We start from the raw sequence: 24,963 nt of genomic DNA on the forward strand, positions 1-24,963 counted from the left end.
GCGGCCGAAAATTTTGCTTGGCTAGGGAATCTTCCCGCCCGGTTCGGGTGTTGTACCCGGTACATACCGACGTGGGAAGGGAGAAGCATGCGCTTCGAGATTCTGCGTCTCGACGACGCCAGCGGCCTGCCGGTCGACAGCACCGTCGTGGACGCCGCCTCCGTCAACGGGATCGTGCAGCAGGCCGCCGAGATCGGCCAGCGCCTCTGGATCCGCCCGGCCGACACTCCGGCCTCGTAACAGTCACCGAACACCGCGGCCCGGCGGGCAGCCTCCAGGAGGAGGCTCCCCACCGGGCCGCAGTGCCGTCCGGGGCGCGCGGAGCGGTCAGACGCCCTGGACCACCTGGGTCACCCCGTTGATGATCTGCTGGACGGCGATCGCGGCGAGCAGCATGCCCGCCAGCCGGGTCACCAGGACCACGCCGCCCTCCTTGATCACCCGGATCACCAGCAGCGAGTTCCGCATGATCAGCCAGATCACGACGTGGATGGCGAGGATCGCCATCCACACGGCGACCTGGGAGCCCACGTCCCCGGCCTTCTCCACGGCGAGGATCACCGAGACGATGGCGCCGGGACCGGCCAGCAGCGGCATGCCCAGCGGGACCAGCGCCACGTTGACGTCCTTGGTCTGCTGGGGCTCGTCCGTCTTGCCGGTGAGCAGGTCCAGCGCGACCAGCAGGAGCAGCACCCCGCCGGCGATCATCAGGGCGGGCACGGAGATGTGCAGGTAGTCGAGGATGCGCTGGCCCAGCAGGCCGAAGAGGGCGATCACGCCGCCGGCCACCAGCACCGCCTGCAGCGCCATGCGCTTCTGCACGGCGGCGGGCCGGCCGGCGGTCAGGCCGAGGAAGATCGGGGTGACCCCGGGGGGATCCATGATCACGAAGAGGGTGAGGAAGAGCGAACCGAAAACGGCGATGTCGAACACGGTGATAGGCCTTGCGGGTGGTGCGGAACGCCGCCGTCCGCACCGGGTCCGGGCAGGACACGGCGCGGTGCGGCGCGGGACGTGGGGGGGAGGGGCGCCGGACGCGGCGGGCGGACGGGGTCCTTGCCGGGTCAGGCCACCGCGGAGGTTCCCCCGGCGCCGGGCACGGGGAACGCGCCCCAGGCGCGGCGGACGATCTCGCCGTAGACCTCGGGGTCGGTGACGTTCTCGCCGAGGACGCAGGTCTTGCGGGTGCCGTGGTAGTCGGACGAACCGGTGACCAGCAGGCCCAGTTCGGCGGCGAGGCCGCGCAGCCGGGCCCGGGTGGCCGGGTCGTGGTCCATGTGGTCGACCTCGATGCCGTCCAGGCCGGCCTCGGCCATCGCGGCGATCGCGGACTCCGGCACGGTGCGGCCGCGCTTGACGGCACCGGGGTGGGCGAACACGGTGACCCCGCCGGCCGCCTTGACCAGCCGGATCGCCTCGAAGGGGTCCGTCTCGTGCTTGGGCACCCAGGCGCGGCCCCGGTCGGCCAGCCAGTGCTGGGTGAATGCCTCGTCCACGGTGGCGACGACGCCGAGTTCGACCAGGGCCGTGGCGACGTGCGGACGCCCCACGGAGCCGTCCCCGGCGATCCGGGCGACCTGCTCCCAGGTGACGTCCACGCCCGCCTCGCGCAGCCTCGCCACCATGGCGCGGGCGCGCGGCACCCGGTCGTCGCGGACCAGCTCGCGCTCGGCGAGCAGCGCGGGCTCCTCGGGGTCGAAGAGGTAGGCCAGCATGTGCATGCTGATCCCGTCGCCGGGACGCGCCCCGGGCTCGCTCCAGCGGCAGGAGAGCTCCGCCCCGGTGACCAGGGTGAGCCCCTCGGGGAGGGCGGCGATCGCCTCGGCGTGCCCGCGGGTGGTGTCGTGGTCGGTCAGCGCGACGACGTCCAGGCCCGCGGCGCCCGCGGCGCGCACCAGCCCGGCGGGGGTGTCGGTGCCGTCGGACGCGGTGGAGTGGCAGTGCAGGTCGATACGCACGGCGGCTCCAGCGGACGAGGCTTGCACGGACAGGGCCACACCAGGATAAGGGGTCGTCCAGGTGGGCGACGCTTACCTGTCCGGCCGGTGGGACGGAGCCGCCCCAGGCGTCAGGGTTCGAGCAACCGCGGCGAGAGCGCGCCGCACGGGACCAGTTCGATCTCCGCGCCCGCCTCCCGCAGGTCGGTGAGGATCATCTCGTCGTACATCACCAGTCCGGACTCCTCGGGCCAGACGACGGCCCACAGCCACATCCCGAGTGCCTCGCCGGCGAAGACCGCGCGGTCCTCCGGAGCGCCGTCGACCAGCCACAGCGGGGTGGGACGGCCGGCCGCGTGCACCTTGGCCTGGGCGGGCTTGCCGATGTCGATGCGGGGTCCGGGATCGGGCCCGTCGATCCCCGCGTACCGGGCGCCAAGGCCCACGCCGAGTTCCTCGGCGATCAGGATCAGCTCACCGACGCCGCCCAGCGGCCCGGGGCCGGAACAGGCGACCGCCGAGGCCCGGCCTCCGCCGCGGTCGTCACCCGCGCTGGCCACGCCGGTGAAGAGCCAGCCGACCGGCAGCGGCCACGGCATCCAGACGGGGACCCGGGTGCGGTGCACCACCACACCGAGGGCCTCGACGCTGGGCGGGATCACGGGCTGCACGGGATGCACCGCTCCGTGCGCGTCGCACTGCCACGCGTCGGCGAAGAGTCCGGGAGCCCTGACCCGGCCACCGCACTTCGGGCAACTGGGTTCACCCCTCATAAGGTCCCACGGTCCTCCCCCGGCCGCGCCGCGTCAAGGACGATCACCCGTCCGGCGGGCGCGACGGCGTGGCGCCGCCGCGGGCCGGTCCCGCCGGTCCGGCGGCCGCCGGGCCAACTGGGCCGGTACGCCGATCCGTTGGACCGCTCCGCGGGACGCCCGGGGCAGGTGACTTCCGTCACTCCGTGACGGGGTGGCCCGGCCCCGTCCCTCAGTCCAGGGCGACCGGCCGGCGGACCGGGTCCCGCAGGTCCGTGCCGCGGGCCAGCCACCGCTCCTGGAGCGCCTGCGCGCCGTGCACCCGCTTCCAGGCCGCCTCGTTCGGCGTCATCGGCAGCAGCGGCAGGAACCGCACCGGGTCCAGCGGCTCGTCCAGCTCCAGGTCCTCCACCAGCCCTCCCGGCTCACCCACCAGCACGGAGGTGAAGGGGGCGCCGGGCCACAGCGGCTCCCCCACGTCCAGCGATCCGCCGGGAGCGACCACCACCCCCTCCACCTGGGGGGACGCGGCGAGCACGGCCAGCGGGCGGAGCACCTTGGCGGTGTCCGCGACCCCGCGCCGCACGGTGAGCACCAGCTCCGCCCGCGGACCCTTCACCGGGTCCGCGACCATCGCCGTGGGGTCGTTCATCGGGTGCGCGGACATGCCGAGGGTGGCGTACCGGACGACGTCCTCCTCGGTGAAGCGGAGCACCTCGACGCGGTCCGTGCCGAGGAAGGTGACGGCGGCCCGGGCGTCGGGTTCGCCCAGCGCCGTCCGCAGACGTGCCTCGACCAGGGGAAGAACATCAGCCATGCGGCGAGCATAGAACTCGTTTGGATCTCACCAGGAGTGGGCAAGCGGACACCTTGACAGTCACCTCGGCTGATAGTCTTGCCGCAGTTCGGGACAGCACGCCAAGCGTCGCGATCGAGTCCCGACGCCAGTCATACTCCCCCTGAGAGCCCGCCGCGCGCGCTCTCCCGCAGGGGAATGGATCGTCCCTCACGGGGGACCGGCCGGAGGAGGTGGGGCTGCGATGGACCGAAGTCGACCGTGCAGTACCACCCGCTCTTCCGGCCGCTGACGCGGCTCCGGCGTTCCCACCCCTCCCGCAGCTCCCCTTCCGGGCGCGGCAGCGGCGGCGCATCCCATCGCGCCGGGGAAGAGCACTTCGTTTCGTCTGCCTGATCTCTGTCGATCTCTTCGATCTGCATCAGCAGCGAAAGCTCCGCCGCCGCGACACGGTGCGGTGCTCCCCGCTTTGCGGACGTGCCGGGCACATGGCCACGCACGTCCTCGTTCCGGGGGGTTCCAGCCGTCGGCGGCACGGCCTTTCGTTGCCCGAAAGCGAAGGAGCCCCGCCATGTCGATGATCCGAGACCTGCGCGCAGCGGTCCGTCCCTCCCAGCGCGTCGCCCGCTCGGTCCGCATCCGGCCGTCCCGGCGCGGCGCGGCCGCCCTGGCCCACCTCGAGCCCGCGGTCCTTCCCGCCCCGCCCGCGCCGTCCGCCGTCGTCGACTGCGGGGTGTACCGCGACGGGCGCCGCGTGCCCTCCGACGGCGCGCTCGGCCCGCAGGAGGCGATGCGCGCGGCACGGCGGGACGGCGGCTTCGTCTGGATCGGCCTGCACGAGCCCACCGAGGGCGAGTTCGCGGGCATCGCCGCCGAGTTCGGGCTGCACCCGCTGGCCGTGGAGGACGCCGTCCAGGCCCACCAGCGGCCCAAGCTGGAGCGGTACGACGACAGCCTCTTCACCGTCTACAAGACGGTCCACTACGTCGAGCACGACCGGCTCACCCCGGACAGCGAGGTCATCGAGACCGGCGAGATCATGTGCTTCACCGGCCGGGACTTCCTGATCACCGTCCGGCACGGCGGCAAGGGCTCGCTGCGCGCCCTGCGGCGCCGGCTGGAGGAGGACCCGGAACTGCTGGCCAAGGGGCCCTCCGCGGTGCTGCACGCCATCGCCGACCACGTCGTGGACGGCTACCTCGCGGTCGCGGACGCGGTGCAGGACGACATCGACGACGTCGAGACCGAGGTGTTCACCCCCGGCCGCCGCGGCAGCGCGCCGCGGGGCACGGACGCGGGGCGGATCTACCAGCTCAAGCGCGAGGTGCTGGAGTTCAAGCGGGCGGTGGCCCCGCTGCTGCGGCCGATGCAGCTGCTCAGCGAGCGGCCGATGCGGCTGATCGACCCGGACATCCAGAAGTACTTCCGGGACGTCGCCGACCACGTGGCCCGGGTGCAGGAGCAGGTGATCGGCTTCGACGAGCTGCTCAACTCGATCCTCCAGGCCAACCTGGCGCAGGCGTCGGTCGCGCAGAACGAGGACATGCGCAAGATCACCTCGTGGGCGGCGATCATCGCCGTGCCGACCATGGTCTGCGGTGTGTACGGGATGAACTTCCAGCACATGCCGGAGCTGGGCTGGAAGTACGGCTACCCCATGGTCATGGGCATCACCGTCGTGATCTGTCTGGGCATCCACCGCACCCTGAAGCGCAACGGCTGGCTCTGAGCGGCCACGGTCCGCTCCGCGCGGGGCTCGCTACGCTGCTGCCATGACGACTGCCGAGCTGTTCGACCGTGCCCTCGTCGAGGAGGCCGCGAAGAAGTCCGCGCTGGTGTGGGTGCGGGCGGACGGTGGCGACGTCCCCGGCCCGGACCGGCCGCTGTGGCACGTCTGGCACGACGGCGCGGTCTGCCTGGTCGGCGACGGGCCCGGTGAGCAGCCACTGCCGGGGCTGGCCGACGGGGGGCACGCGGTGCTGACCCTGCGCAGCAAGGACAAGGGCGGCCGGCTGGTGGCCTGCCGCGCCGCGGTCACCGAACCGGCCGCCGGTTCGGCCGCGTGGGAGGAGGCGGTGGCGGAGCTCAAGGGCAAGCGGCTCAACGCGGTGGACGCGGAGGCGATGCCGGCCAGGTGGGCCCGGGAGTGCCGGGTCCTGCGTCTCGAGCCGGTGGGGCCCGCGCTCGCGCAGCCCTCCGGCGCCCTGGCCGCGGCTCCGCCGCCCACCGCGGCCACCACCCGCGAACCCCTCCCCGCAGCCCTGCCCCGCCTCCTCTTCCGCCGCCGCCGCACCTGACCGGACCACGGCGGACCGGACCACGGACCGGACCGCGGCGGACCGGCCCCTCCGGGCGGCCGGCGAGGGCGGGAGGCCTTACGTCTCGGGGAGGTCCTGGCCGTAGTCGACCTGCTCGTCCTTGGGCGGTTCCTTGAGATCGAGGCCCTTGTTCCAGTCGGCGAACTGGAGGGTGCCGCCCTCGGCGGGCCGCTCCAGGCGGAGCGGGAACGGCGTGCCCTTGAGGGAGACGTCGAGGCGTCCCGCCGCTCCCTCGTCGAACATCAGCCGGATCGTCCGGGCGTCGCCCACCTCGTGGTAGCCGTCCTTCGCCGGCTTCCCCTCCAGGCCGAGCAGCCCGTCCAGCAGGGAGTCCATGTCGGTGAAGCCGCTGAACCGCTGGTACGCGGGGTCCTTCTCGGGAACCTTCACGTACTTGCCGTCGAGCTTCTCCGCCGTCGTGCCCTCCAGCCCCTTGCCGTCCCCGCCCGCCGCCTGGTTCCAGAAGTCGGCGCCGGCCTGGAGGTACAGGTCCTCCCCCACGCGCAGCAGCCCGAAGGTGGTGCCGCCGGAGGTGACCTCGCCCCGGCCTCCGCCGTCGGACAGCCGCATGTCCAGCTCGACGCCGCCGTCCTTGGTGATCACCGTGCCGGACAGGTGCACCGAGTCCGCCGACCCGACCGCCTTCGTCGCCCGGTCGCGGATCTGCGCCGGCTCCAGCTTCCCGACCCCGTTGGTGCCCTCGTCCGGGTCCGAGCCGCACCCGGTGAGCCCCGTGGTCGCCACGGCCAGGGCGCACACCGCCGCCACCCGGGCGGACATGCGGGTACGACGCTGGGGAATCGGGGTCACAGGCGCGGCTGCCTCTCATCCGGTGTCGACGGCTGGGGGCAGCGTACCGGTGGCCTGACGGGGCAGACGGAGGCAGTCCGTCCGGACCGCCCACCAGGGCGTACCGGACCGGTACGGGCTAGCCTGATCCCCGCCCACTGCGGCGTTTTCCGGGCAACTCGGGGCAAGGGCGGGAAGACGACCGCCCCTGGAAGGAGGCTGTTCATGGCGGGTGGGCGCATCTTCGTTTCCCACCTCGCGGGCGTGGCCGTGTTCGATCCGAACGGCGACCAGGTCGGTCGGGTGCGGGACCTGATCGTCGTGCTGCGGGTGGGCCGCAAGCCGCCCCGGCTGCTCGGGATGGTGGTGGAGCTGCCGACCCGGCGGCGGATCTTCCTGCCGATGACCCGGGTCACCGGCATCCAGTCCGGCCAGGTGATCAGCACCGGGGTGCTCAACGTGCGCCGCTTCGAACAGCGGCCGCCGGAGCGGCTGGTCTTCGGCGAGCTGCTGGACCGGCGGGTGCGGCTCGACGAGAACGGCGAGGAGGTCACCGTCCTCGACCTGTCGGTGCACCAGCGGCCGAACAAGCGCGAGTGGGAGGTCGACCGCCTCTTCGTGCAGCGCGGCGGCCGCGGCGGGGCGTTCCGCCGCAAGGCCGGCGAGCAGTTCCTGGTGGAGTGGTCGGCGGTCACCGGCCTGTCCCTGGAGGAGAAGGGGCAGGGCGCGGAGAACCTGCTGGCCACCTTCGAGCAGCTGCGCCCCGCCGACCTCGCCAACGTGCTGCACCACCTGTCGGCGAAGCGCCGCGCCGAGGTCGCCGCCGCGCTCGACGACGACCGGCTGGCCGACGTGCTGGAGGAGCTGCCGGAGGACGACCAGATCGAGATCCTCGGCAAGCTCGCCGAGGAGCGCGCCGCGGACGTCCTGGAGGCGATGGACCCGGACGACGCCGCCGACCTGCTCTCCGAGCTGCCGGAGGGCGACAAGGAACGGCTGCTGAGCCTGATGCAGCCCGACGACGCCGCCGACATGCGCCGCCTGATGGCCTACGAGGACCGCACCGCGGGCGGTCTGATGACCACCGAGCCGATCGTGCTGCGCCCGGACGCCACGGTCGCCGACGCGCTGGCCCGGGTCCGCAACGCCGACCTCTCCCCCGCGCTCGCCGCGCAGGTCTACGTCTGCCGCCCGCCGGAGGACACCCCGACCGGCAAGTACCTGGGCACCGTCCACTTCCAGCGGCTGCTGCGGGACCCGCCGTACACGCTGGTCGGCTCGATCATCGACGACGACCTCCAGGCGCTGTCGCCCACCGCCGACCTGCCGGTGGTGGCCGGCTTCTTCGCCGCCTACGACATGGTGGCGGCGCCCGTGGTCGACGAGACGGGGTCCCTGCTGGGCGCGGTCACCGTGGACGACGTGCTGGACCACATGCTGCCGGACGACTGGCGCGAGACGGAGTACCACCTGGAGGAACCGCCGGCCGCCGGGAACCCGGCGGAAGCGTCGAAGGAGGCGACTCCGGATGGCCGGTGACCGCGACGACCGGCGCCACGGCGACGAGCGCGCGCCCGGCCGCGGCCGGGCCACGGCGCACGGCCGGGAACGGCGCGAGACCAGGGAACGCCGCGAGAGCAGGGAACGGCGCGAGACGCGGGAGACGCGTGCCCTCGCGGGGGCCACCGGCACCCGGACGCGGGAGCGTCTGGACCTGCCGCTGGGCACCCGCCGGCGCCGGCTGCTGCCCGAGTGGGACCCGGACGCCTTCGGCCGGGTGTCGGAGCGGATCGCCCGCTTCCTGGGCACCGGCCGCTTCCTGGTGTGGATGACGGTGGCGGTCACCGTGTGGGTGGGCTGGAACGTGGCCGCGCCGACGCCGCTGCGCTTCGACGAGTACCCGTTCATCTTCCTGACCCTGATGCTGTCGCTCCAGGCCTCGTACGCGGCCCCGCTGATCCTGCTGGCGCAGAACCGGCAGGACGACCGCGACCGGGTCAACCTGGAGCAGGACCGCAAGCAGAACGAACGCTCCATCGCGGACACCGAGTACCTGACCCGGGAGATCGCCGCGCTGCGGATGGGGCTGGGCGAGGTCGCCACCCGTGACTGGATCCGCTCCGAGCTGCACGACCTGCTCAGGGAGATGGAGGAGCAGCGGGCCGGGTCGCAGCGGCCGGACCCGCACCGGTCCGACGGCCACCGGTCCGACGGCCACCGTGCCGAGGGGCACCGCGCGGAGGACCACCGTGCGCAGGGGCACCGCCCGGGACGTGACGCAGACGACCGGTGAGTGGCCTGCCCGGTGTCTCTTCGAGGGCCGTACCATCGTCCTTATGGTTACGGAAGACGCGGTGCGCGAAGCGCTGGCGACGGTGAACGACCCCGAGATCCAGCGGCCCATCACCGAACTCGGGATGGTCAAGTCGGTGGAGATCGGCGAGGACGGCGCGGTCGCCGTCACGGTGTACCTCACCGTCTCGGGCTGTCCGATGCGCGGGACCATCACGGACAACGTGACGTCCGCGCTGACCCGTGTCGAGGGCGTCACCTCGGTCGACGTGACGCTGGACGTGATGAGCGACGAGCAGCGCAAGGAGCTGGCGGCGGCGCTGCGCGGCGGCACCGCCGAGCGCGAGGTGCCGTTCGCCAAGCCGGGTTCGCTGACCCGCGTGTACGCGGTGGCGTCCGGCAAGGGCGGCGTCGGCAAGTCCTCCGTGACGGTCAACCTGGCCGCCGCGATGGCGGCGGACGGCCTGAAGGTCGGTGTGGTCGACGCGGACATCTACGGCCACTCGGTGCCGCGCATGCTGGGCGCGGACGGCCGGCCCACCCAGGTCGAGAACATGATCATGCCGCCGTCGGCGAACGGCGTGAAGGTCATCTCCATCGGCATGTTCACCCCGGGCAACGCCCCGGTGGTGTGGCGCGGCCCGATGCTGCACCGCGCGCTCCAGCAGTTCCTGGCCGACGTGTACTGGGGCGACCTGGACGTGCTGCTGCTCGACCTGCCGCCCGGCACCGGCGACATCGCCATCTCGGTGGCCCAGCTGGTCCCCAACGCGGAGATCCTGGTCGTCACGACGCCGCAGCAGGCCGCCGCGGAGGTCGCCGAGCGCGCGGGTTCCATCGCCGTGCAGACGCACCAGAAGATCGTCGGCGTGGTCGAGAACATGTCCGGCCTGCCCTGCCCGCACTGCGACGAGATGGTCGACGTCTTCGGCACCGGTGGCGGTCAGCTGGTCGCCGACGGCCTGACCCGCACCACCGGCGCCACGGTGCCGGTGCTCGGCTCGATCCCCATCGACGTCCGTCTGCGCGAGGGCGGCGACGAGGGCAAGCCGGTCGTGCTGACCGACCCCGACTCCCCGGCCGGCTCCGCGCTGCGGGCCATCGCCGGCAAGCTCGGCGGACGTCAGCGCGGCCTGTCCGGCCTGTCGCTGGGGATCACCCCGCGCAACAAGTTCTGACCCCGTCAGGACCCCGTGTTCCGCTCCGCGGACCGCGGGGCGGCACGGGACACACCGCGGCCACGAGGGGCGCCGTTCTTGCCGGACGGCGCCCCTCGTCGTGCGGTGCGCCGTGCGGTGTCGTCGTCGTGCGGTGTCGTCGTCGTGCGGTGTCGTCGTCGTGCGGTGTCGTCGTCGTGCGGTGGTGCGGGTCCGGCGGTCGTGCGGGTCCGGCGGTGGTGCGGCCGGGGCGTGCGGTCAGGCGTCGTAGTCGGCGATGTCCTCGACCGCCGAGAAGCCCAGCCCGTAGGCGCTCATCCCGCGGCCGTACGCGCCGATGTGGACTCCGCCGCCGGTGGAGCCGGCCAGCACCCAGCCGAACTCGGACTCCCGGTAGTGGAAGGTGGTCGCCTCGCCGTCCACCGGAAGCTGCAGGGTGGACCAGGCGTGGCACTCGAGGTCGTCGGCGAGCACCCAGGCCGTCTCGGTCTGCTGCTCCAGCCAGTCGTCGCGCAGGGTGTGGTCCATGTGCAGGGGCCACGTGTAGGAGAGCAGCCCCAGGCCGGCCAGCCAGGCGGCTGAGGAGGCGGTGGTGGCGTCCAGCAGACCGGTGCCGTCCGCGCTGCGGCGGGCCGGCTGGTCGGCGACGGTGACCACCACGGCGAATCGTTCCTTGTCCTCGGCCGCCTCGTACCGGACCGAGGGTTCCTCACCGTGGCCGAGGGAACCGTGCTCGACCGCGCCGTCGCCGGAGGCGGCGACCTGCATCAGCCAGCGCGGCCCGCTGAACGCCTCGTCGAGGCCGTACCAGGGGAACGGCGCCCTCAGGTAACCGTCCACCCCGCTGCCGCCCGCGGCGGGCCGGCCTCCTGCGACCGCCGACGCCTGCGCGCCAACCCGACTTCTCGTCTCCATGCCCGGACGCCTCCTCGTTCCTCGCCGGACCGCGGGGAGATCGTGGAGGATCAGCCGCCGGTCCGCACAACAACTCGGCAGCATAGCCACCTCTCTTCACCGGTCCGGGATTACCGCCGACCGGGTGGGTCGGGACGGCGCGGAGCGGTGAAGGAGGGAGGAGGGGCAGCAGGGGTGCCGGCGCGGGCGCCCGGCTCAGGTGGCGTCGAGGTCGTACGGGGGACGCTCGGCGGCCGGCTCCGGCTTCTTCTCCAGGCCGACCGGGCCCGCCGGCGTGGCCGTCGCGGTGGACGGCGGGATGGCCGGGGTGGCCGGGACGGGGGGCGTCGTGGGCCCGGAGGACGACGGCACGTCGACGGCGTTCGGGTCGGCGAGCTGCTGGATGTCCTTCTTCAGGTCGAGCGAGTCGCGGATCTCATTGAGACCGAGGTCGTCGTTCTGCAGCTGCTTGCGGATGAACGTCTTGGGGTTCAGGTCCTGGAACTCGAAGTCCTTGTACTCCGGACCGAGCTCGTCGCGGATGTCGTTCTTGGCGCTCTCGGAGAACTCGCGGATCTTCCGGATCGTCCGGGAGACGTCCCTGATGACCTTGGGGAGCTTCTCCGGCCCGAAGACGAGCACGGCGAGGACGACGAGCGTGATCAGCTCGAGCGTTCCTATGTCATTGAACACCTGAAGCTCCTTGCGATGTCCCGGGGCGGAACCACGGTACCCGGCCGACCCGCCCCACCGGTACTGTCCGACCACCCTCTGACGCGTACAACACATCCCGGGCCGCCGGGGAGTCACCCCGCGATGACGCTCGGGTGACGCCCCGGTGGCGCTCGGCCGTCAGCCGCCGGAGGAGCCGAGGACCAGGGTGACCTCGCGTTCCTCGCCGTCCCGCTCCACGGTGAGTTCCAGGCGGTCGCCGGGCCGGCGCGCGCGGGTCTTGACGATCAGCTCGTCGCCGGAGTGCACCCGGATGCCGTCCACGGCCGTGATCACGTCGCCGGGCTTCAGCCCCGCCTCGGCGCCGGGGCCGCCGGGGGTCACCGGGGAGCCGCCGTCGACGCCCTGGGTGTGCACCCGTGCCCCGTCGCCGGGGTAGGCCATGTCGAGGGTGACGCCTATGACCGGGTGGGTGGCCTCACCCTCGTTGATCAGCTCCTCGGCGACCCGCTTGGCCTGGTTCACCGGGATGGCGAATCCGAGGCCTATGGAGCCGGACCCGCCGTCCTCGGTGCCGATGCCGGTGTCGGCGGAGCGGATGGCGGAGTTGATGCCGATGACCCGGCCCCGGGCGTCGAGCAGCGGCCCGCCGGAGTTGCCCGGGTTGATCGGGGCGTCGGTCTGCAGGGCGTCGACGTAGGAGACGTCGCTTCCGTCGCCCTCGCCACCGGCCGTGATGGGACGCTCCTTGGCGCTGATGATGCCCGCGGTCACGGTGTTGGCCAGGTCGAAGGGGGCGCCGATGGCCACCACCGGGTCGCCGACGCGGACGTCGTCGGAGTTGCCCAGCGGCATGGGGTTCAGGCCCTTCACGCCCTTCACCCGCACCACCGCCAGGTCGTAACCGGCGTCGCCGCCGACCAGCTCGGCGCGGGCGGTCTCGCCGCCGCTGAAGGTGACGGCGATACGGCCGTCGCCGGAGTCCTCGGCGGCCTGCACGACGTGGTGGTTGGTCAGGATGTGGCCGCGGTCGTCGAGCACGAAGCCGGTTCCGGTGCCAGCCTGGCCGGAGCCCTGGACGTGCAGGGTGACCACGCTGGGCAGGGCGCGCTCGGCGATCCCGGCCACGCTGTCCGGGTCACGGGGGGTGTCGCCGAGAGGCGCCTGCGAGAGTTCGACGACACCGAGGCCGCCGTAGCGCTCCAGGTACACGCCGGCGACCCCGCCGCCGAGTCCGGCGACCAGCGCGACCGCCGCGGCGCCGCCGACGAGGGCGCGCCGTCGCCGGTTCCGCCGCCGCGCGGGGCTCTCGGCGGCCGTCCCGCCGCCCTGGAGCGGCAGGGCGTCCACGGGGGCCGGGCCGGTGCCGGGGGCGGCCCAGGGGTCGTACCGGCCCCAGGGGCCGGTGGGGTCGGCGGGGCCGGCGGGGCCGGACGCGAGGGCGTCGGCGGCCGCGGGCTGCTGCTGCCCGCCCGCCACGTCCGGGGTGGGGACGGCGGGGGCGGCGGAGACGGGGCCGGACGCCCCGTGAGCCGCCCGGCCGCCGGGATCGGACCCGGCGGGGACCGAGGCCCCGGCCACCGGCGGCTCCCAGGACCCCGTCACCGCGTCGCGCGATGCGTCCGGCGCCGCGGGGGCCGGGGCGCCCGAGGCGTCCAAGGCACCCGAAGCTCCCGGCGGGGCGGCGTCGGAAGCGACGGGGGCGTGCCCGCCGTCCGACCCCGGCACCGGACCGGCACCGGCGTCCGGCACGGAAGACGTCGCGCCGTCTGGCGTCGCGGTCGCGCCGTCTGGCGTCGCGCCGGAGGGCGCCGGGCCGGAGGGCGTCGCGCCGTCAGGCGCCAGGCCGGAAGGCGCCGCGCCGCCAGGCGCCAGGCCGGAAGACGTCGCACCGGAGGGCGTCGCACCGGAGGGCGTCGCGCCGTCAGGCGTCGCGCCGGAGGGCGCCGGGCCGTCAGGCGCCAGGCCGGAAGCCGCCGCGCCGGAGGGCGCCGGCCCGGAGGGCGCCGGGCCGGAGGGCGCCGGGCCGGAGGGCGCCGGCCCGGAGGGCGCCGGCCCGGAGGGCGCCGGCCCGGAAGGCGCCGGCCCGGAAGGCGCCAGGCCGGAAGGCGCCAGGCCGGAAGGCGCCAGGCCGGAAGGCGCCAGGCCGGAGGGCGCCGGGCCGGAGGGCGCCGGGATGCTCGGTGTCGGATCGCCCGGCACAGCGGGACCCTGCGCCCCGGGCGCCCGGTCGGGCACGGGCGGAGCCTCGGGGGCCGTGGGAGCCACGGGGGACGGGGAGTCCGGAAGCTGCGGGCCCCCCTGCTCGGGCACCGGCGGGAGCGGGCTCGCCTCCGCCGCACACCCCGCGGCACCCGTGACCGGCGGACCAGACACACCGGGGGCACCCTCACCCCCCGGAGCCGGAGCCGGACCCGCGGACACCGGCGGCACCGGCGGCACCGGCGACGCGGAGCGCGCCGGACCCGGGACCACCGCACCGGAGCCTTCGCGGGCGGGCGCGCCCCCCGCACCGGGCACCGCCGAGGCCGAGCCGGCACCCGCCGAGGACGTCACGGACTCCGGGGAGCCGGAGGACACCGAAGACCCCGCCTCGCCCACGGCGGGCGGGCCGGACGGACCGGCGGTCCCCGGCGCGCCCGGCTGCGGCGGGACGTGACCCGCGGCGGGCGCGGCGGGGTGCTGGACGGGCGGTGCGGGGGCCCAGGGGCCCGGAGTGCCGTAGGGGGGCGTGCTGTAGTGGTCGGGCTCGTGGGCCGGGCGCGGGGCGGGCGACGCCGGGGTGGCCGGGACGTCCTGACGGCCGCCCGGGGGCAGGTCCGGCCCCTCCCCCGCCGGCTCGGGGGCGGCGAGGGGAAAGTCGCCGGAGGCGTCAGGGCCGGGCGCGGGGCGGGGCCTGTTCCACCACTTGGGCCTCGCGGACTTCCCCGGCGTGCCCTCGTTCATGCTCTCCCCAACACCTGGCGTGATTCGTCGGAGCGCCGCCGACGCGGCGCTCCACGGATTCAATCAGGTTCCCGCCCCGGCGCGCAGAGAACCTGGTCAGCGCCCCACCGGCGGGGGAGCCACCGTGCCGGTCGGCTCGGGCGCGGCCAGCAGACCGGGCAGCCCGGGCACCACCGGAGCGCCGGGACCTATCAGCGGCGTGGGAGCGAGGCCGCCGTCGCCCTCCACCGACTGCGCGCCGCCGGAGAGCAGCGGGGCGGTGGCGGGCGCGCGCCGCTGCGTGGACGCGCTCTGTGCGAGCAGCGGCGCGGTCGTACGACGGCGGGCGTCCGTGGTCGCGGCGGCGCCGGCGCCCTGCTGGCGGGCCGGGGTGACGTTGCTGCGCAGACCGCCGCGTTCGGCGTCGGCGACCGGCACCACCGTGGTGACACCGCCGAGCGCCACCGCCGCCAGGGACACCGCGCTCGCCGCGGCGAACGCGAACCGGCGGCTCCGCGAGGCCGCCGCCGCCCGCTCCGCCTGGGCGCGGCCGACGTCATGTATGGGGAAACCGTGGGCGGCGGAGGCGGCCAGCCCGAAGGGGTCGGTGCGACGGGAGCCGAACATGGCGCTCCCGGGCTCCTCACCCGGTTCGCCGACCGCCTCACGGGCCGTCTCGCGCAGCTCGTCGAGCCCGCCCGCGGGCAGCCCCTGGAGACGGGCGAGGAAACTCTCGGAGGGAGTGGGGGTGGAGACCTCGGCGAAGACGTGCTTCAGCCTGCGCTGGGCCTCTGCCTCGACCCGGCATCTGCCACAGGTCGCCAGATGGGCCAGCACACGCTCGCGCGCCTCGTGTCCCAGCTCGCCGTCCACCAGGGCGGAGAGCCGGTCACCGAGGTGCTGTTCGGCCGGCGTCGGACGTGACTCACTCACGCGGTCGCGCCTCCTCCTCTCAGCGCCGGAAGGCGGGTGACTCCGAACCTCCGCTCGGCACGCGCCTCGGGAGAGCGGTGGGCGAGCGCCTTGCGGAGCTGCGAACGCCCACGGTGGATGCGGCTGCGGACGGTGCCGAGCTTCACCCCCAGGGTCGCGGCGATCTCCTCGTACGACAGTCCTTCGATGTCGCACAGGACGACCGCGGCACGGAACTCGGGCGCCAGCGTGTCCAGCGCCTGCTGGATGTCGGCGTCGAAGTGCGCGTCGTTGAAGACCTGCTGGGGCGACGGCTCACGGCCGGGCAGCCGCTCGGCGGCGTCCTCGGCGAGCGCGTCGAACCGGATGCGCTGCTTTCGGCGCACCATGTCCAGGAAGAGGTTGGTGGTGATCCGGTGCAGCCAGCCCTCGAACGTGCCGGGCGAGTACGTGGACAGCGAGCGGAAGACCCGGACGAAGACCTCCTGGGTGAGGTCCTCGGCGTCGTGCTGGTTGCCGGTCAGCCGGTAGGCGAGCCGGTACACCCGCGCACTGTGCGTGCTGACGATCTCCTCCCAGGTGGGCGGAGTCCACGCCGGCCCGTCCCCGTCGGTGGCGAACGTCGCGGTGCGGGCGGGCTCGGCGGAGGGACGGTCGGCCTCACGGCCCGCCCCACGGTCAGCAACGGTGTCGGTCACGGATTTCGGCCTGGCCGCCGACCCGAGAAGGCGTCTCAGCCCTCCGCCTCGGTCTGCGGGCGCGGCCGCACCTCCCCTGTCGGCTCTGGTGGTGTCCAGTGGAGCCCCTACCATAGCCATCTCGTCCGTTAGCTCCGGATAAGCAGGTTTGCGAAAGTTTGCCACTCGCTCCATCGGCGCTTCCCCCGTCTCCTTCATGCCTTTCCCCTCACCCTTCAAACGCGGCGTCCCGCCGCCAGGTTCCCGACGGCTCCGGATACAGTCACGACGAGATGCGTCCGGTGCGGACGCCGGACGCGCGGACGCGGGCGCGAGTGGGTCGGGGACGGGGACGGGAGGCGGCCATCAGCAGCAACGGGCAGGCGAGTTGGGCGCTGGCCGACGCCTTCGTCGCCGAGGACGAGGCGCTGCTCCGGGCCCGGGACCGGGCGCGGGAGGCCGGGCTGCGCCCGGTGACGCCCACCGCGGGGTCGGTGCTGCGGCTGCTCGCCGCCTCGGTCGGGGCGAAGGCGGTCGCCGAGATCGGCACCGGCACCGGTGTCTCCGGCATCCACCTCCTGAACGGGATGCGGCCGGACGGCGTGCTGACCACGGTGGACACCGAGCCGGAGTACCAGCAGGCGGCCCGCCAGGCGTTCCGGGCGTCGGGCTTCGCGGTCAACCGCGCGCGGCTGATCCCCGGATCCGCGCTGGACGTGCTGCCCCGGCTCGCGGACTCGGGCTACGACCTGGTGTTCTGCGACGCCGACCGCCTGGAGGTGCTGGAGTACCTCGCCGAATCGTTGCGGCTGCTGAGACCGGGCGGCCTGGTGGTGTTCGCGGGCGTCCTGGCGAACGGCCGGACCGTCGGGACGGGACCGCAGCCGACCGAGGTGCTGCGGCTGCGGGAGCTGCTGCGCGAGGTGCACGAGAGCGACGTCCTCCTGCCGTCCCTGCTGCCCGTGGGCGACGGCCTGCTCTGCGCCGCCAAGCGCTGACCCGCGGACGGGCCGTCCGAACGGACCGCCGGAGGGGACCATCGCAGGGGACCGCCGGAAACAGCCGCCGCCCGGTCCCCTGGGGGACCGGGCGGCGGACGTCACACTGAGTGGTGGTCGCGCGTCAGCCGACGACCTTCTTGAGGGCGTCGCCGAGCGCATCCGCCTCGTCCGGAGTCAGCTCGACGACGAGCCGACCGCCGCCTTCGAGCGGAACGCGCATGACGATGCCCCGCCCCTCCTTGGTCACCTCGAGCGGGCCGTCGCCCGTCCGCGGCTTCATGGCCGCCATGCTCGTTCCCCTTCCTGAAACCAGCTCAACCGCCGTGCCGGAACACCTTGAGGAGGACGAACCTCGAAAAGGACCGCCCACCCCGAGAGGGCAGGCGTCACCGACATCGAACACATTGCTTCCTGGCCATTATCCCGCATCCCGCGCACCAATGACCAACATCAGTCCGCATCGCTTGCGCAACGCGCGAGGCCAAAACCACTCAATTCGGGGATGTCACTGCGATACTGCGCCCTCGATCTGACCTGCCGCGACCGATTGGTGACCGGATTTCTTTGGCCGAGGTCACACACCGGTCACCGTCCGCCTTCGTGAATCTCCGCCATGCTGTCCTCGGACAAGAACCGACGGAGGGAAGTCGACATGGCCGACACCGTGCTCTACGAGGTCAGCGACGCGCTGGCGATCATCACCCTGAACCGCCCGGCCGCGATGAACGCCCTGAACGTGGAGGCGAAGGTCGCGCTGCGGGAGGCGCTGCGGACGGCCGCGGCGGACCCCGGGGTCCGGGCGGTGCTGCTCACCGCGGCCGGCGACCGGGCGTTCTGCGTGGGCCAGGACCTCAAGGAGCACATCGAGCTGCTCGCCGCCCAGGACGGCGGCGAGGGCGGTGACGGTCCCGGGCGGCTGAGCACGGTGAGTGAGCACTACAACCCCATCGTCCGCGCGATCGCCGGCATGGCGAAGCCGGTGGTGGCGGGCGTCAACGGGGTCGCCGCCGGCGCCGGCTTCGGCTTCGCGCTGGCCGCCGACTACCGCGTGGTCGCGGACTCCGCGACGTTCACGACCTCGTTCGCCGGTGTGGCGCTGACCGCCGACTCGGGCGTCTCCTGGACGCTGCCCCGCGTCGTGGGCCCGGGCCGCGCCACCGACCTGCTGCTCTTCCCCCGGTCCGTCGACGCCGAGGAGGCCCTGCGCCTGGGCATCGCCGGCCGGGTGGTGCCGGCCGCCGACCTGCGCGCGGAGGCGGAGAAGGTCGCCCGGAGGCTCGCCGCGGGGCCCACGGTCGCCTACGCGGCGCTCAAGGAGTCGGTCGCCCACGGCCTGACCCACTCGCTCGAGGAGACCCTGGAGAAGGAGGACGAGCTCCAGGGCCGGGCCGGCGCCTCCGAGGACCACCGGATCGCCGTGCGGGCGTTCCTGGACAAGGAGCGCCCCAAGTACCTGGGCCGCTGAGCGGCCGGCCGGGGCACCCGGTCACCCGGGCGGCTCAGCCGTCGCGCCGCGCGCAGCCGGCCAGGTGGTCGTTGGTGAGACCGCAGGCCTGGAGCAGCGCGTAGGCGGTGGTGGGGCCCACGAACCGCAGGCCGCGGCGCTTGAGCTCCTTGGCCAGCGCCGTGGACTCCGCCGTCACCGCGGGGACCTCGGCGAGGGTGCGCGGGGCCGGACGGGGAGCGGGGGCGTACGACCAGATCAGCTCGTCGAGCTCGCCCGGCTTCCACCCGGCCAGCACCTTGGCGTTGGCGAGCGTGGCGTCGATCTTGGCCCGGTTGCGGATGATCCCCTGGTCGGCGAGCAGCCGGGTCCGGTCCTCCTCGGTGAAGGCGGCCACCTCGGCGATCCGGAACCCGGCGAAGGCGGCCCGGAACCCGGCGCGGCGGCGCAGGATGGTCAGCCAGGAGAGCCCGGACTGGAAGGCCTCCAGGCACAGCCGTTCGAAGAGGGCGTCGTCGCCGTGGACCGGACGGCCCCATTCCTCGTCGTGGTAGGCGAGGTAGTCGGGGGTCGAGAGCCCCCAGGGACAGCGCGGCAGGCCGTCGGGGCCGGGCAGTGCCCCGGACGCGGACGGCGCGGCGCCGGGCTCGGGGGCGGCGCCGGGGGCGGCCCCCGGGGCCGCCCCGGGGACGTCCTGCGCCGTGGAGCCGTCGGCGGGCGTGGGTGCGGGCTCGGCGGCGCTCACCGGGTCTCGCCCGGACCGGCCCACCCGTGGCCCTCGCGCCGCGGGTCCGGGCCGGAGGTCCCGGCGCCGTCCACCGTCCCGTCCGGCTTCTCGTCCACCGTCCCGTCCGGCTTCTGGCCGTCCCGAGCCTCCGCCCGGTCCTCCTCCCGCGCCTCCGCCGGCGCCTTCCTCAGCGCGTCCTTCTCCCCCTCCCGCTCCTCCTCGTCCGCCCGCACCGCGAGCAGCGTCGCCCGGGCCGCGTCCGCGCGGACGGTGTCCAGGGCGGACTCCAGTGCGGCGATGCGCTCGTCGCGCACGGTGAGCTCGTGGGTCAGACGGGTGAGCGCGTCGTCCACGTCACCCATCCGGTAGCCGCGCAGGGCCGGCGGGAAGCGCAGCTGCTCCACGTCCCGCACCGTCGCCGCACGGTGCGGGGGCAGCGGGTCGTGCAGACGGTCCGGCGGCGCGTCGGGAAGGACAGGGCGGTCACCGCCGCCGACGACGGCCAACGTGGTCGCGCTCACCACCACGGCGAGCGCGACGACCAGGAAGAGGAACATTGCCAAGGCTGCGGCCCCCCGCGTGTCGAAGTTGCCAGGGGTCCGATCGTGCCATGCCTCCGGGGCGGTTAGGGTCGCAGACAGCCGAAGACCGGACGTAGAGGAAAGAGGCCGTACGGGATGCTCAGGCTGGGCAGGCGTGAGTTCGACACGCACGAGCCGGTGATCATGGCCATCGTGAACCGGACGCCGGACTCCTTCTACGACCGGGGCGCCACCTTCGCCGACGAGCCGGCGCTCGCCCGGGTGGAGCAGGCGGTGGCCGAGGGCGCCGCGATCATCGACATCGGCGGCGTGAAGGCGGGGCCGGGCGAGGAGGTCGGCGCCGAGGAGGAGGCCCGCCGCACGGTCGGTTTCGTGGCCGAGGTGCGCCGCCGGTTCCCCGACGTGGTGATCAGCGTGGACACCTGGCGGCACGAGGTCGGCGAGGCGGTCTGCGAGGCCGGGGCCGACCTGCTGAACGACGCCTGGGGCGGCGTCGACCCCAGGCTGGCCGAGGTGGCGGCCCGGTACCGGGTGGGTCTGGTGTGCACGCACGCCGGCGGGGCGGAGCCGCGGACCCGGCCGCACCGGGTGGTCTACGACGACGTGATGGCGGACATCCTGAAGGTCACCGTGGGGCTGGCCGAGCGGGCGGTGTCCCTGGGCGTGCCCCGCGAGTCGGTGCTGATCGACCCGGGGCACGACTTCGGGAAGAACACCCGGCACAGCCTGGAGGCGACCCGCCGGCTCGGCGAGATGACGGCCACCGGCTGGCCGGTGCTGGTCTCGCTCTCCAACAAGGACTTCGTCGGCGAGACCCTGGACCGGCCGGTCAAGGAGCGGCTGCTGGGCACACTGGCGACGACCGCGGTCTCGGCCTGGCTGGGCGCCCAGGTGTACCGGGTGCACGAGGTCGCGGAGACCCGGCAGGTGCTGGACATGGTGGCCTCGATCGCGGGACACCGCCCGCCGGCCGTGGCCCGCCGCGGCCTGGCCTGACGGCCCGGCCCGGCCGTCGGGCGGCCCCTCAGGCCGCCCCGGCGCCGGGTCCGGCGGCCTCGTGGTCCGCCGCCTCGCGGGCGGGGTCCGCCACCTCGCGGGAGAGCAGGGCGACCGCCTCGTCGACGTCGTCGGTGAGGTGGAAGAGGTCCAGGTCGCGTTCGGCGCACTTGCCGTCGGCGACCAGGGTGGACTTGATCCAGTCGACCAGCCCGCCCCAGTGCGCGGTGCCGAACAGGACGATCGGGAAACGGGTCACCTTGCCCGTCTGGACCAGGGTGAGGGCCTCGAAGAGCTCGTCGAGGGTGCCCATCCCGCCGGGCAGGACGACGAAGCCGCGCGAGTACTTCACGAAGCAGGTCTTGCGGGCGAAGAAGTACCGGAAGTTCAGCCCGATGTCGCAGTAAGGGTTGAGACCGGTCTCGAAGGGCAGCTCGATGCCCAGGCCCACGGAGACGCCTCCGCCCTCCTGGGCGCCCTTGTTGGCGGCCTCCATGGCGCCCGGGCCGCCTCCCGTGATCACCGCCCAGCCGGCCTCGGCCAGCGCCCGGCCCAGCCGGACGCCCGCCTCGTACTCGGCGGATCCGGGGCTGGTGCGGGCCGAGCCGAAGACACTGACCGCGTGCGGCAGCCCGGACAGCGCACGGAAGCCCTCACCGAATTCCGCCTGGATCCGGGCGACCTGCCAGGCGTCGCGTTCGGTCCAGCCGGACGCGCCGTCCGGGTCGAGCAGTCTTCGGTCGCTGTCCCCCGCGCGGCCGGGCGCCCGGTCCGCGGGAGTGGCCTCGACCGGGTCGAGGCCCTGCAGCAGGTATCCGAGCCGCTCGTCGCGCACCGATACCTGTGTTCCCTCGGAGTTGCCTGTGGTCATGGGCTCTCCTCTCCGTGACGGGTTCTCCGCGTCCTTTGCAAAGATTAGATCTACGCGGGTTACCCACTGGGGACGCGAACATGTCCGTCGTGTGCCGTCCGGTACCCGTTTCGGTGCGAATTTCGTACCCGCGCGGGAGCGGGGGACCTCGCTCAGGCGGTCAGCCAGTCCCGCAGCCGGCGCTCGGCCTCGGGGATCATCGACGCCAGGACCCGCTCGTCCCGCTTGTGGGCGAGCAGCGGGTTGCCGGGCCCGTAGTTGACGGCCGGGACGCCCAGGGCGCTGAACCGGGAGACGTCGGTCCAGCCGAACTTCGGCTGCGGGGTGCCGCCGACGGCCTCGATGAAGGCGCGCGCCGCCGGGTGGGAGAGGCCGGGGAGGGCGCCGGGGCTGTGGTCGTCGACCACGAACTCCTCGATCGGGCAGCCCTCGAAGACCTCGCGGACGTGCGCGATCGCCTCCTGCTCGTCCCGGTCGGGGGCGTACCGGAAGTTGACGGTCACGGTGCACAGGTCGGGGATGACGTTGCCCGCCACTCCCCCCTCGACGGCCACCGCGTTCAGGCCCTCGCGGTACTCCAGGCCGTCGATCACCGGGCGGCGCGGCTCGTAGGCGGCCAGGCGCTCCAGGATCGGGGCGGCGGCGTGGATGGCGTTGGCGCCCATCCAGGAGCGCGCGGAGTGGGCCCGCTCCCCCTTGGTGCGCAGCTTGACCCGCAGGGTGCCCTGGCAGCCGCCCTCGACCTGGCCGTCGGTGGGCTCCAGCAGGACGGCGAAGTCGCCCTCCAGCCAGTCGGGGTGGGCGGCGGCCACATGGCCGAGGCCGTTGAGGTGGGCGGCGACCTCTTCGTTGTCGTAGAAGACGAAGGTGAGGTCCCGGTTGGGCTCCGGCACCGTGGCGGCGATCCGCAGCTGCACGGCGACTCCGGACTTCATGTCGCAGGTGCCGCAGCCCCAGAGCACGCCCTCCTCGTCGAGCCGGGAGGGGACGTTCTCCGCGATGGGCACCGTGTCGATGTGCCCGGCGAGCACGACCCGCTCGGAGCGGCCCAGGTAGGTGCGGGCCACCACGTTGTTGCCGTGCCGGTCGACGGAGAGGTGGGGCAGGGAGCGCAGCGCCGCCTCGATGGCGTCCGCCAGCGGCTTCTCGTCCCCGCTCTCGGAGGGGAGGTCGACGAGCCGCGCGGTCAGCCGGGCGGCGTCCAACGAAAGGTCCAGCGGGGTTTCGGCCATGGCCCCGACCTTAACCCGCACCCGATGGCGAGAGGTTGTCCACAGGGGCTCGGGCAGGAGGACGCACCTCCGTTACCGTGTTACCCGTGACAGAGACGTCAACCGCCCCCAAGCGTCGTGGTCGCCTCTTCCGTTACGGGGCGGCCCTGATGGTGCTGTTCTCCCTCGCGGGCTACGTCGCCACCCGGAACCTGCACGGTGGCGGAGCCGGTCCTTCCGGACCGGGCTGCGAGGTGGTCGCCTCGGGTGGACGGGGTGAGCCCGCCCGGTACGCGTTCACGCCCGAGCAGGCGGTGAACGCCGCCACCATCACCGCCGTGGGCACGGCGCGCGGCCTGCCCGAGCGCGCCGTCACCATCGCCCTGGCCACCGCGCTCCAGGAATCCTCGCTGCGCAACATCCGCTACGGCGACCGGGACTCCCTCGGCCTCTTCCAGCAGCGGCCCTCGCAGGGCTGGGGAACGCCGAAGGAGATCATGGACCCGGCGTACTCGGCCGGACAGTTCTACGACCACCTGGTGAAGGTGCCGGACTACACCGAGCTGCCGCTGACGGTGGCCGCCCAGGAGGTGCAGCGCAGCGGTTTCCCGGACGCCTACGCCAAGCACGAGCCGGACGCCGCGCTGATGGCTTCGGCCCTCACCGGGCGCAGCGCGGCCACGCTGACCTGCTCGGGCCGCCCCGCACCGGACGCGCAGGCCGGGCCGGACGCGGTGCGTGCGGCGCTGACCCGGGACTTCGGCACCGAGGTGCTGGGGACGGCCGCGGCCGAGGTCGCCGGGGACGGGGCGGCAAGCCGCGGGGAGAGCGGGTCGCGGGACCGGGCGGCGCGGGTGTCCGCGGCGTCGGGTTCGCCGTCGTCGGCGGCCGGGCGGACGGTGACGGTTCCGGTGGCGGAGCCCGGTGCCCGGCAGCGGGGCTGGCAGTTCGCCCACTGGGCGGTGGCCAATGCCTCCTCCCTGGCGATCGAGCGGGTCTCCTACGCGGGGCGGGAGTGGACTGCGGGCCAGGCGTCGTGGGGCGACGCCACCGCCGGCTCGGCGGGCGCGCACGGCTCGCCCGGCGCCGGGCAGGTCCGGATCGTGACGTCCCGCTAGGGCCGCCCGCCGCCGCATGCCACCGGCGGGAGCGGCGCCGGCCCGGCGAGGAGTACGGACAGCGGCCGACTCGGCACGGGCGCGTGCCGCGCAGGCGCGTGCCGCAGGCACGCGAGCCGCACAGGCGCGTATCGCACAGGCGCGCTGGGCGTCACCCGGTGGGGCCAACTCCGCGCCCACCGCACGGCACGGGACCGCGCTTTTCGCACTGATGGCGCACCTCGCCCCGGATTCGTTGCCACAAGGGCGGCGGAAGGTTTCCGCAGCGCGCCACGCCGCGCCCGGAACGTCCCGTTCCGTCCGCAGCCGATAATGCGACGCATTGCCAACTCTTTACACCGGCGGTCCGCAACCTTCCCCGGGCCCGGCCCGTAATCACTGCGTCCGCCTCGCCCGATCCGCACCTGGCGGCCGCCCCCGCGGGTGGCCGTGGATCGCAACGTAAGGAGCACCATGTCCCCCTCCCTGACCCGCCGTATCGCCCGTGCCGCGCTGCTCGTCGCCGCGGGAGCCGCACCCGTCGTCGGAGCGGCCGGCGCCGCGCACGCCGCCCCCGCCGCCCCGGACCTGGCTCCGCTGTCGGCGCTGGACGGCGCCGGTGAGCTGGGCTCCACCCTGGACGGCGTGACCTCGCACGTGACCGGTCTCGCGGGCCAGGCCGGCGGCGAGGCGGTCAAGGGCGGTACCAAGGCCGCCGAGGGCGGCACGTCGATGGCGAAGAACGCCGCCGAGGGCGCGCCGGACGTCCAGCAGGTGGTCGGTGGCGTCGCCGGGCAGGCGGGCCAGATGGTCGGCGGCGCGACCGGCGACCTGCCGGTCGGCAATCTCCCGGTCAGCACGCTGCCGCTGCCCGCCTGACGCCCTCCCGCATCCGGCGGAAGGCCCCCGGCGCCGTACGGCGCTGGGGGCCTTCCCGCGTCCGCGTCCTTGCC

Annotated in this window: 25 protein-coding genes and 1 pseudogene; 11 read left to right on the forward strand and 15 right to left on the reverse strand. The window is 74.2% G+C overall.

The genetic code is table 11. The features are described from left to right. Positions 1–87 precede the first annotated feature (87 nt). The gene (locus GBN72_RS10235) at positions 88–240 is read left to right on the forward strand and encodes a DUF8834 family protein (RefSeq protein ID WP_151771393.1); all 153 of its coding nucleotides are present in this window, start codon (positions 88–90) and stop codon (positions 238–240) included. A gap of 87 nt (positions 241–327) precedes the next feature. Here the strand turns inward: GBN72_RS10235 and GBN72_RS10240 are convergent, their stop codons facing one another. The 4 genes from GBN72_RS10240 to GBN72_RS10255 all read right to left on the reverse strand — a co-directional run bounded on the left by GBN72_RS10240 (position 328) and on the right by GBN72_RS10255 (position 3,506). Continuing rightward, complete coding sequence (locus GBN72_RS10240; protein WP_151771394.1) at positions 328–933, reverse strand: MarC family protein; 606 nt, start codon at positions 931–933, stop codon at positions 328–330. A 131-nt stretch (positions 934–1,064) separates the two neighbouring features. Next, positions 1,065–1,958: a PHP domain-containing protein gene (locus tag GBN72_RS10245; protein ID WP_151771395.1), complete on the reverse strand. Its 894-nt coding sequence runs from the start codon at positions 1,956–1,958 to the stop codon at positions 1,065–1,067. Positions 1,959–2,068: 110 nt separating this feature from the next. Beyond that, positions 2,069–2,710: a DUF6758 family protein gene (locus GBN72_RS10250; RefSeq protein WP_151771396.1), complete on the reverse strand. Its 642-nt coding sequence runs from the start codon at positions 2,708–2,710 to the stop codon at positions 2,069–2,071. Positions 2,711–2,921: 211 nt separating this feature from the next. Next, positions 2,922–3,506 carry a suppressor of fused domain protein gene (locus GBN72_RS10255; RefSeq protein WP_151771397.1) on the reverse strand — a complete coding sequence of 195 codons (585 nt, stop codon included), beginning with the start codon at positions 3,504–3,506 and terminating at the stop codon, positions 2,922–2,924. 550 nt (positions 3,507–4,056) lie between these two features. Between GBN72_RS10255 and GBN72_RS10260 the strand changes: the two genes are divergently transcribed. Beyond that, entirely contained in the window at positions 4,057–5,214 is a 1,158-nt protein-coding gene (locus tag GBN72_RS10260) for a magnesium and cobalt transport protein CorA (protein ID WP_151771398.1), read from the forward strand. Positions 5,215–5,257: 43 nt separating this feature from the next. Further along, positions 5,258–5,782, forward strand: coding sequence for a hypothetical protein (locus tag GBN72_RS10265; RefSeq protein ID WP_151771399.1), 525 nt, complete (start codon positions 5,258–5,260; stop codon positions 5,780–5,782). 78 nt (positions 5,783–5,860) lie between these two features. Here the strand turns inward: GBN72_RS10265 and GBN72_RS10270 are convergent, their stop codons facing one another. After that, positions 5,861–6,613, reverse strand: a complete 753-nt coding sequence (locus tag GBN72_RS10270; protein ID WP_151771400.1) for a hypothetical protein — start codon at positions 6,611–6,613, stop codon at positions 5,861–5,863. A gap of 204 nt (positions 6,614–6,817) precedes the next feature. Between GBN72_RS10270 and GBN72_RS10275 the strand changes: the two genes are divergently transcribed. From GBN72_RS10275 to GBN72_RS10285, 3 genes are read left to right on the forward strand one after another with little or no spacing between them, the layout of a single operon-like run. Further along, positions 6,818–8,131 (forward strand): magnesium transporter MgtE N-terminal domain-containing protein, encoded by a 1,314-nt coding sequence (locus GBN72_RS10275; RefSeq protein WP_151771401.1) that lies wholly within the window; start codon positions 6,818–6,820, stop codon positions 8,129–8,131. Further along, positions 8,121–8,885, forward strand: coding sequence for a DUF1003 domain-containing protein (locus GBN72_RS10280; RefSeq protein WP_151771402.1), 765 nt, complete (start codon positions 8,121–8,123; stop codon positions 8,883–8,885). The genes GBN72_RS10275 and GBN72_RS10280 overlap by 11 nt, the downstream gene beginning before the upstream one ends. A gap of 43 nt (positions 8,886–8,928) precedes the next feature. Continuing rightward, positions 8,929–10,062, forward strand: a complete 1,134-nt coding sequence (locus tag GBN72_RS10285) for an Mrp/NBP35 family ATP-binding protein (protein WP_151771403.1) — start codon at positions 8,929–8,931, stop codon at positions 10,060–10,062. A 237-nt stretch (positions 10,063–10,299) separates the two neighbouring features. On the opposite strand, the gene GBN72_RS10290 is transcribed toward GBN72_RS10285, so the two are convergent. The 5 genes from GBN72_RS10290 to sigE form a co-directional block, all read right to left on the reverse strand. Then, positions 10,300–10,956, reverse strand: coding sequence for a hypothetical protein (locus GBN72_RS10290; RefSeq protein WP_151771404.1), 657 nt, complete (start codon positions 10,954–10,956; stop codon positions 10,300–10,302). Between the two features lie 195 nt (positions 10,957–11,151). Next, positions 11,152–11,628 (reverse strand): sec-independent translocase, encoded by a 477-nt coding sequence (locus GBN72_RS10295; protein WP_151771405.1) that lies wholly within the window; start codon positions 11,626–11,628, stop codon positions 11,152–11,154. Positions 11,629–11,787: 159 nt separating this feature from the next. Beyond that, positions 11,788–13,482: a S1C family serine protease gene (locus tag GBN72_RS10300; protein WP_439959762.1), complete on the reverse strand. Its 1,695-nt coding sequence runs from the start codon at positions 13,480–13,482 to the stop codon at positions 11,788–11,790. A gap of 1,167 nt (positions 13,483–14,649) precedes the next feature. Then, positions 14,650–15,465 carry a zf-HC2 domain-containing protein gene (locus GBN72_RS10305; RefSeq protein WP_151771406.1) on the reverse strand — a complete coding sequence of 272 codons (816 nt, stop codon included), beginning with the start codon at positions 15,463–15,465 and terminating at the stop codon, positions 14,650–14,652. Continuing rightward, on the reverse strand, positions 15,462–16,256 hold the full coding sequence (sigE, locus tag GBN72_RS10310; RefSeq protein WP_151771407.1) for an RNA polymerase sigma factor SigE: 795 nt from the start codon (positions 16,254–16,256) through the stop codon (positions 15,462–15,464). The genes GBN72_RS10305 and sigE overlap by 4 nt, the downstream gene beginning before the upstream one ends. Positions 16,257–16,414: 158 nt before the next feature. Between sigE and GBN72_RS10315 the strand changes: the two genes are divergently transcribed. Beyond that, entirely contained in the window at positions 16,415–17,119 is a 705-nt protein-coding gene (locus GBN72_RS10315; RefSeq protein ID WP_439959744.1) for an O-methyltransferase, read from the forward strand. Between the two features lie 124 nt (positions 17,120–17,243). On the opposite strand, the gene GBN72_RS10320 is transcribed toward GBN72_RS10315, so the two are convergent. Then, the gene (locus tag GBN72_RS10320; protein ID WP_003966491.1) at positions 17,244–17,411 is read right to left on the reverse strand and encodes a DUF3117 domain-containing protein; all 168 of its coding nucleotides are present in this window, start codon (positions 17,409–17,411) and stop codon (positions 17,244–17,246) included. Positions 17,412–17,774: 363 nt separating this feature from the next. Here GBN72_RS10320 and chcB point away from each other — a divergent pair, with 363 nt between their 5' ends. Beyond that, a complete protein-coding gene (gene chcB / locus GBN72_RS10325) occupies positions 17,775–18,587 on the forward strand; it encodes a 2-cyclohexenylcarbonyl CoA isomerase (RefSeq protein WP_151771409.1) in 813 nt (270 codons plus the stop codon). Between the two features lie 34 nt (positions 18,588–18,621). Here the strand turns inward: chcB and GBN72_RS10330 are convergent, their stop codons facing one another. Both GBN72_RS10330 and GBN72_RS35170 read right to left on the reverse strand, forming a co-directional pair. Next, positions 18,622–19,182 (reverse strand): DNA-3-methyladenine glycosylase I, encoded by a 561-nt coding sequence (locus GBN72_RS10330; protein ID WP_151771970.1) that lies wholly within the window; start codon positions 19,180–19,182, stop codon positions 18,622–18,624. A gap of 323 nt (positions 19,183–19,505) precedes the next feature. After that, a pseudogene (locus tag GBN72_RS35170) lies at positions 19,506–19,850 on the reverse strand (DivIVA domain-containing protein); the annotation flags it as partial. A gap of 120 nt (positions 19,851–19,970) precedes the next feature. Here GBN72_RS35170 and folP point away from each other — a divergent pair. Beyond that, a complete protein-coding gene (folP, locus tag GBN72_RS10340) occupies positions 19,971–20,831 on the forward strand; it encodes a dihydropteroate synthase (RefSeq protein WP_151771410.1) in 861 nt (286 codons plus the stop codon). Between the two features lie 28 nt (positions 20,832–20,859). On the opposite strand, the gene GBN72_RS10345 is transcribed toward folP, so the two are convergent. Together GBN72_RS10345 and dapE are read right to left on the reverse strand one after the other, a co-directional pair. Continuing rightward, positions 20,860–21,702, reverse strand: coding sequence for an LOG family protein (locus tag GBN72_RS10345; protein ID WP_151771411.1), 843 nt, complete (start codon positions 21,700–21,702; stop codon positions 20,860–20,862). Positions 21,703–21,854: 152 nt separating this feature from the next. Then, on the reverse strand, positions 21,855–22,934 hold the full coding sequence (gene dapE / locus GBN72_RS10350) for a succinyl-diaminopimelate desuccinylase (protein ID WP_151771412.1): 1,080 nt from the start codon (positions 22,932–22,934) through the stop codon (positions 21,855–21,857). An 86-nt stretch (positions 22,935–23,020) separates the two neighbouring features. On the opposite strand from dapE, the gene GBN72_RS10355 reads away from it, so the two are divergent. Then, positions 23,021–24,031 carry a heavy metal transporter gene (locus GBN72_RS10355; RefSeq protein WP_439959745.1) on the forward strand — a complete coding sequence of 337 codons (1,011 nt, stop codon included), beginning with the start codon at positions 23,021–23,023 and terminating at the stop codon, positions 24,029–24,031. A gap of 453 nt (positions 24,032–24,484) precedes the next feature. Beyond that, a complete protein-coding gene (locus GBN72_RS35175; protein ID WP_246212405.1) occupies positions 24,485–24,889 on the forward strand; it encodes an ATP-binding protein in 405 nt (134 codons plus the stop codon). The last annotated feature ends 74 nt before the right edge of the window (positions 24,890–24,963 follow it).

Source organism: Streptomyces abyssomicinicus (assembly GCF_008974245.1).
Lineage (GTDB): Bacteria > Actinomycetota > Actinomycetes > Streptomycetales > Streptomycetaceae > Streptomyces > Streptomyces abyssomicinicus.

What these genes read in the sequence shown, in the direction of transcription:
- GBN72_RS10345 (WP_151771411.1), bottom strand. Translation starts at nt 21,702, where the DNA reads ATGACCACAGGCAACTCCGAGGGAACACAGGTATCGGTGCGCGACGAG.
- GBN72_RS10250 (WP_151771396.1), bottom strand. Translation starts at nt 2,710, where the DNA reads ATGAGGGGTGAACCCAGTTGCCCGAAGTGCGGTGGCCGGGTCAGGGCT.
- GBN72_RS10290 (WP_151771404.1), bottom strand. Translation starts at nt 10,956, where the DNA reads ATGGAGACGAGAAGTCGGGTTGGCGCGCAGGCGTCGGCGGTCGCAGGA.
- GBN72_RS10255 (WP_151771397.1), bottom strand. Translation starts at nt 3,506, where the DNA reads ATGGCTGATGTTCTTCCCCTGGTCGAGGCACGTCTGCGGACGGCGCTG.
- GBN72_RS10285 (WP_151771403.1), top strand. Translation starts at nt 8,929, where the DNA reads ATGGTTACGGAAGACGCGGTGCGCGAAGCGCTGGCGACGGTGAACGAC.
- sigE (WP_151771407.1), bottom strand. Translation starts at nt 16,256, where the DNA reads ATGGTAGGGGCTCCACTGGACACCACCAGAGCCGACAGGGGAGGTGCG.
- GBN72_RS10280 (WP_151771402.1), top strand. Translation starts at nt 8,121, where the DNA reads ATGGCCGGTGACCGCGACGACCGGCGCCACGGCGACGAGCGCGCGCCC.
- chcB (WP_151771409.1), top strand. Translation starts at nt 17,775, where the DNA reads ATGGCCGACACCGTGCTCTACGAGGTCAGCGACGCGCTGGCGATCATC.
- GBN72_RS35175 (WP_246212405.1), top strand. Translation starts at nt 24,485, where the DNA reads ATGTCCCCCTCCCTGACCCGCCGTATCGCCCGTGCCGCGCTGCTCGTC.
- GBN72_RS10275 (WP_151771401.1), top strand. Translation starts at nt 6,818, where the DNA reads ATGGCGGGTGGGCGCATCTTCGTTTCCCACCTCGCGGGCGTGGCCGTG.
- GBN72_RS10265 (WP_151771399.1), top strand. Translation starts at nt 5,258, where the DNA reads ATGACGACTGCCGAGCTGTTCGACCGTGCCCTCGTCGAGGAGGCCGCG.
- dapE (WP_151771412.1), bottom strand. Translation starts at nt 22,934, where the DNA reads ATGGCCGAAACCCCGCTGGACCTTTCGTTGGACGCCGCCCGGCTGACC.
- GBN72_RS10235 (WP_151771393.1), top strand. Translation starts at nt 88, where the DNA reads ATGCGCTTCGAGATTCTGCGTCTCGACGACGCCAGCGGCCTGCCGGTC.
- GBN72_RS10260 (WP_151771398.1), top strand. Translation starts at nt 4,057, where the DNA reads ATGTCGATGATCCGAGACCTGCGCGCAGCGGTCCGTCCCTCCCAGCGC.
- GBN72_RS10315 (WP_439959744.1), top strand. Translation starts at nt 16,415, where the DNA reads ATGCGTCCGGTGCGGACGCCGGACGCGCGGACGCGGGCGCGAGTGGGT.
- folP (WP_151771410.1), top strand. Translation starts at nt 19,971, where the DNA reads ATGCTCAGGCTGGGCAGGCGTGAGTTCGACACGCACGAGCCGGTGATC.
- GBN72_RS10320 (WP_003966491.1), bottom strand. Translation starts at nt 17,411, where the DNA reads ATGGCGGCCATGAAGCCGCGGACGGGCGACGGCCCGCTCGAGGTGACC.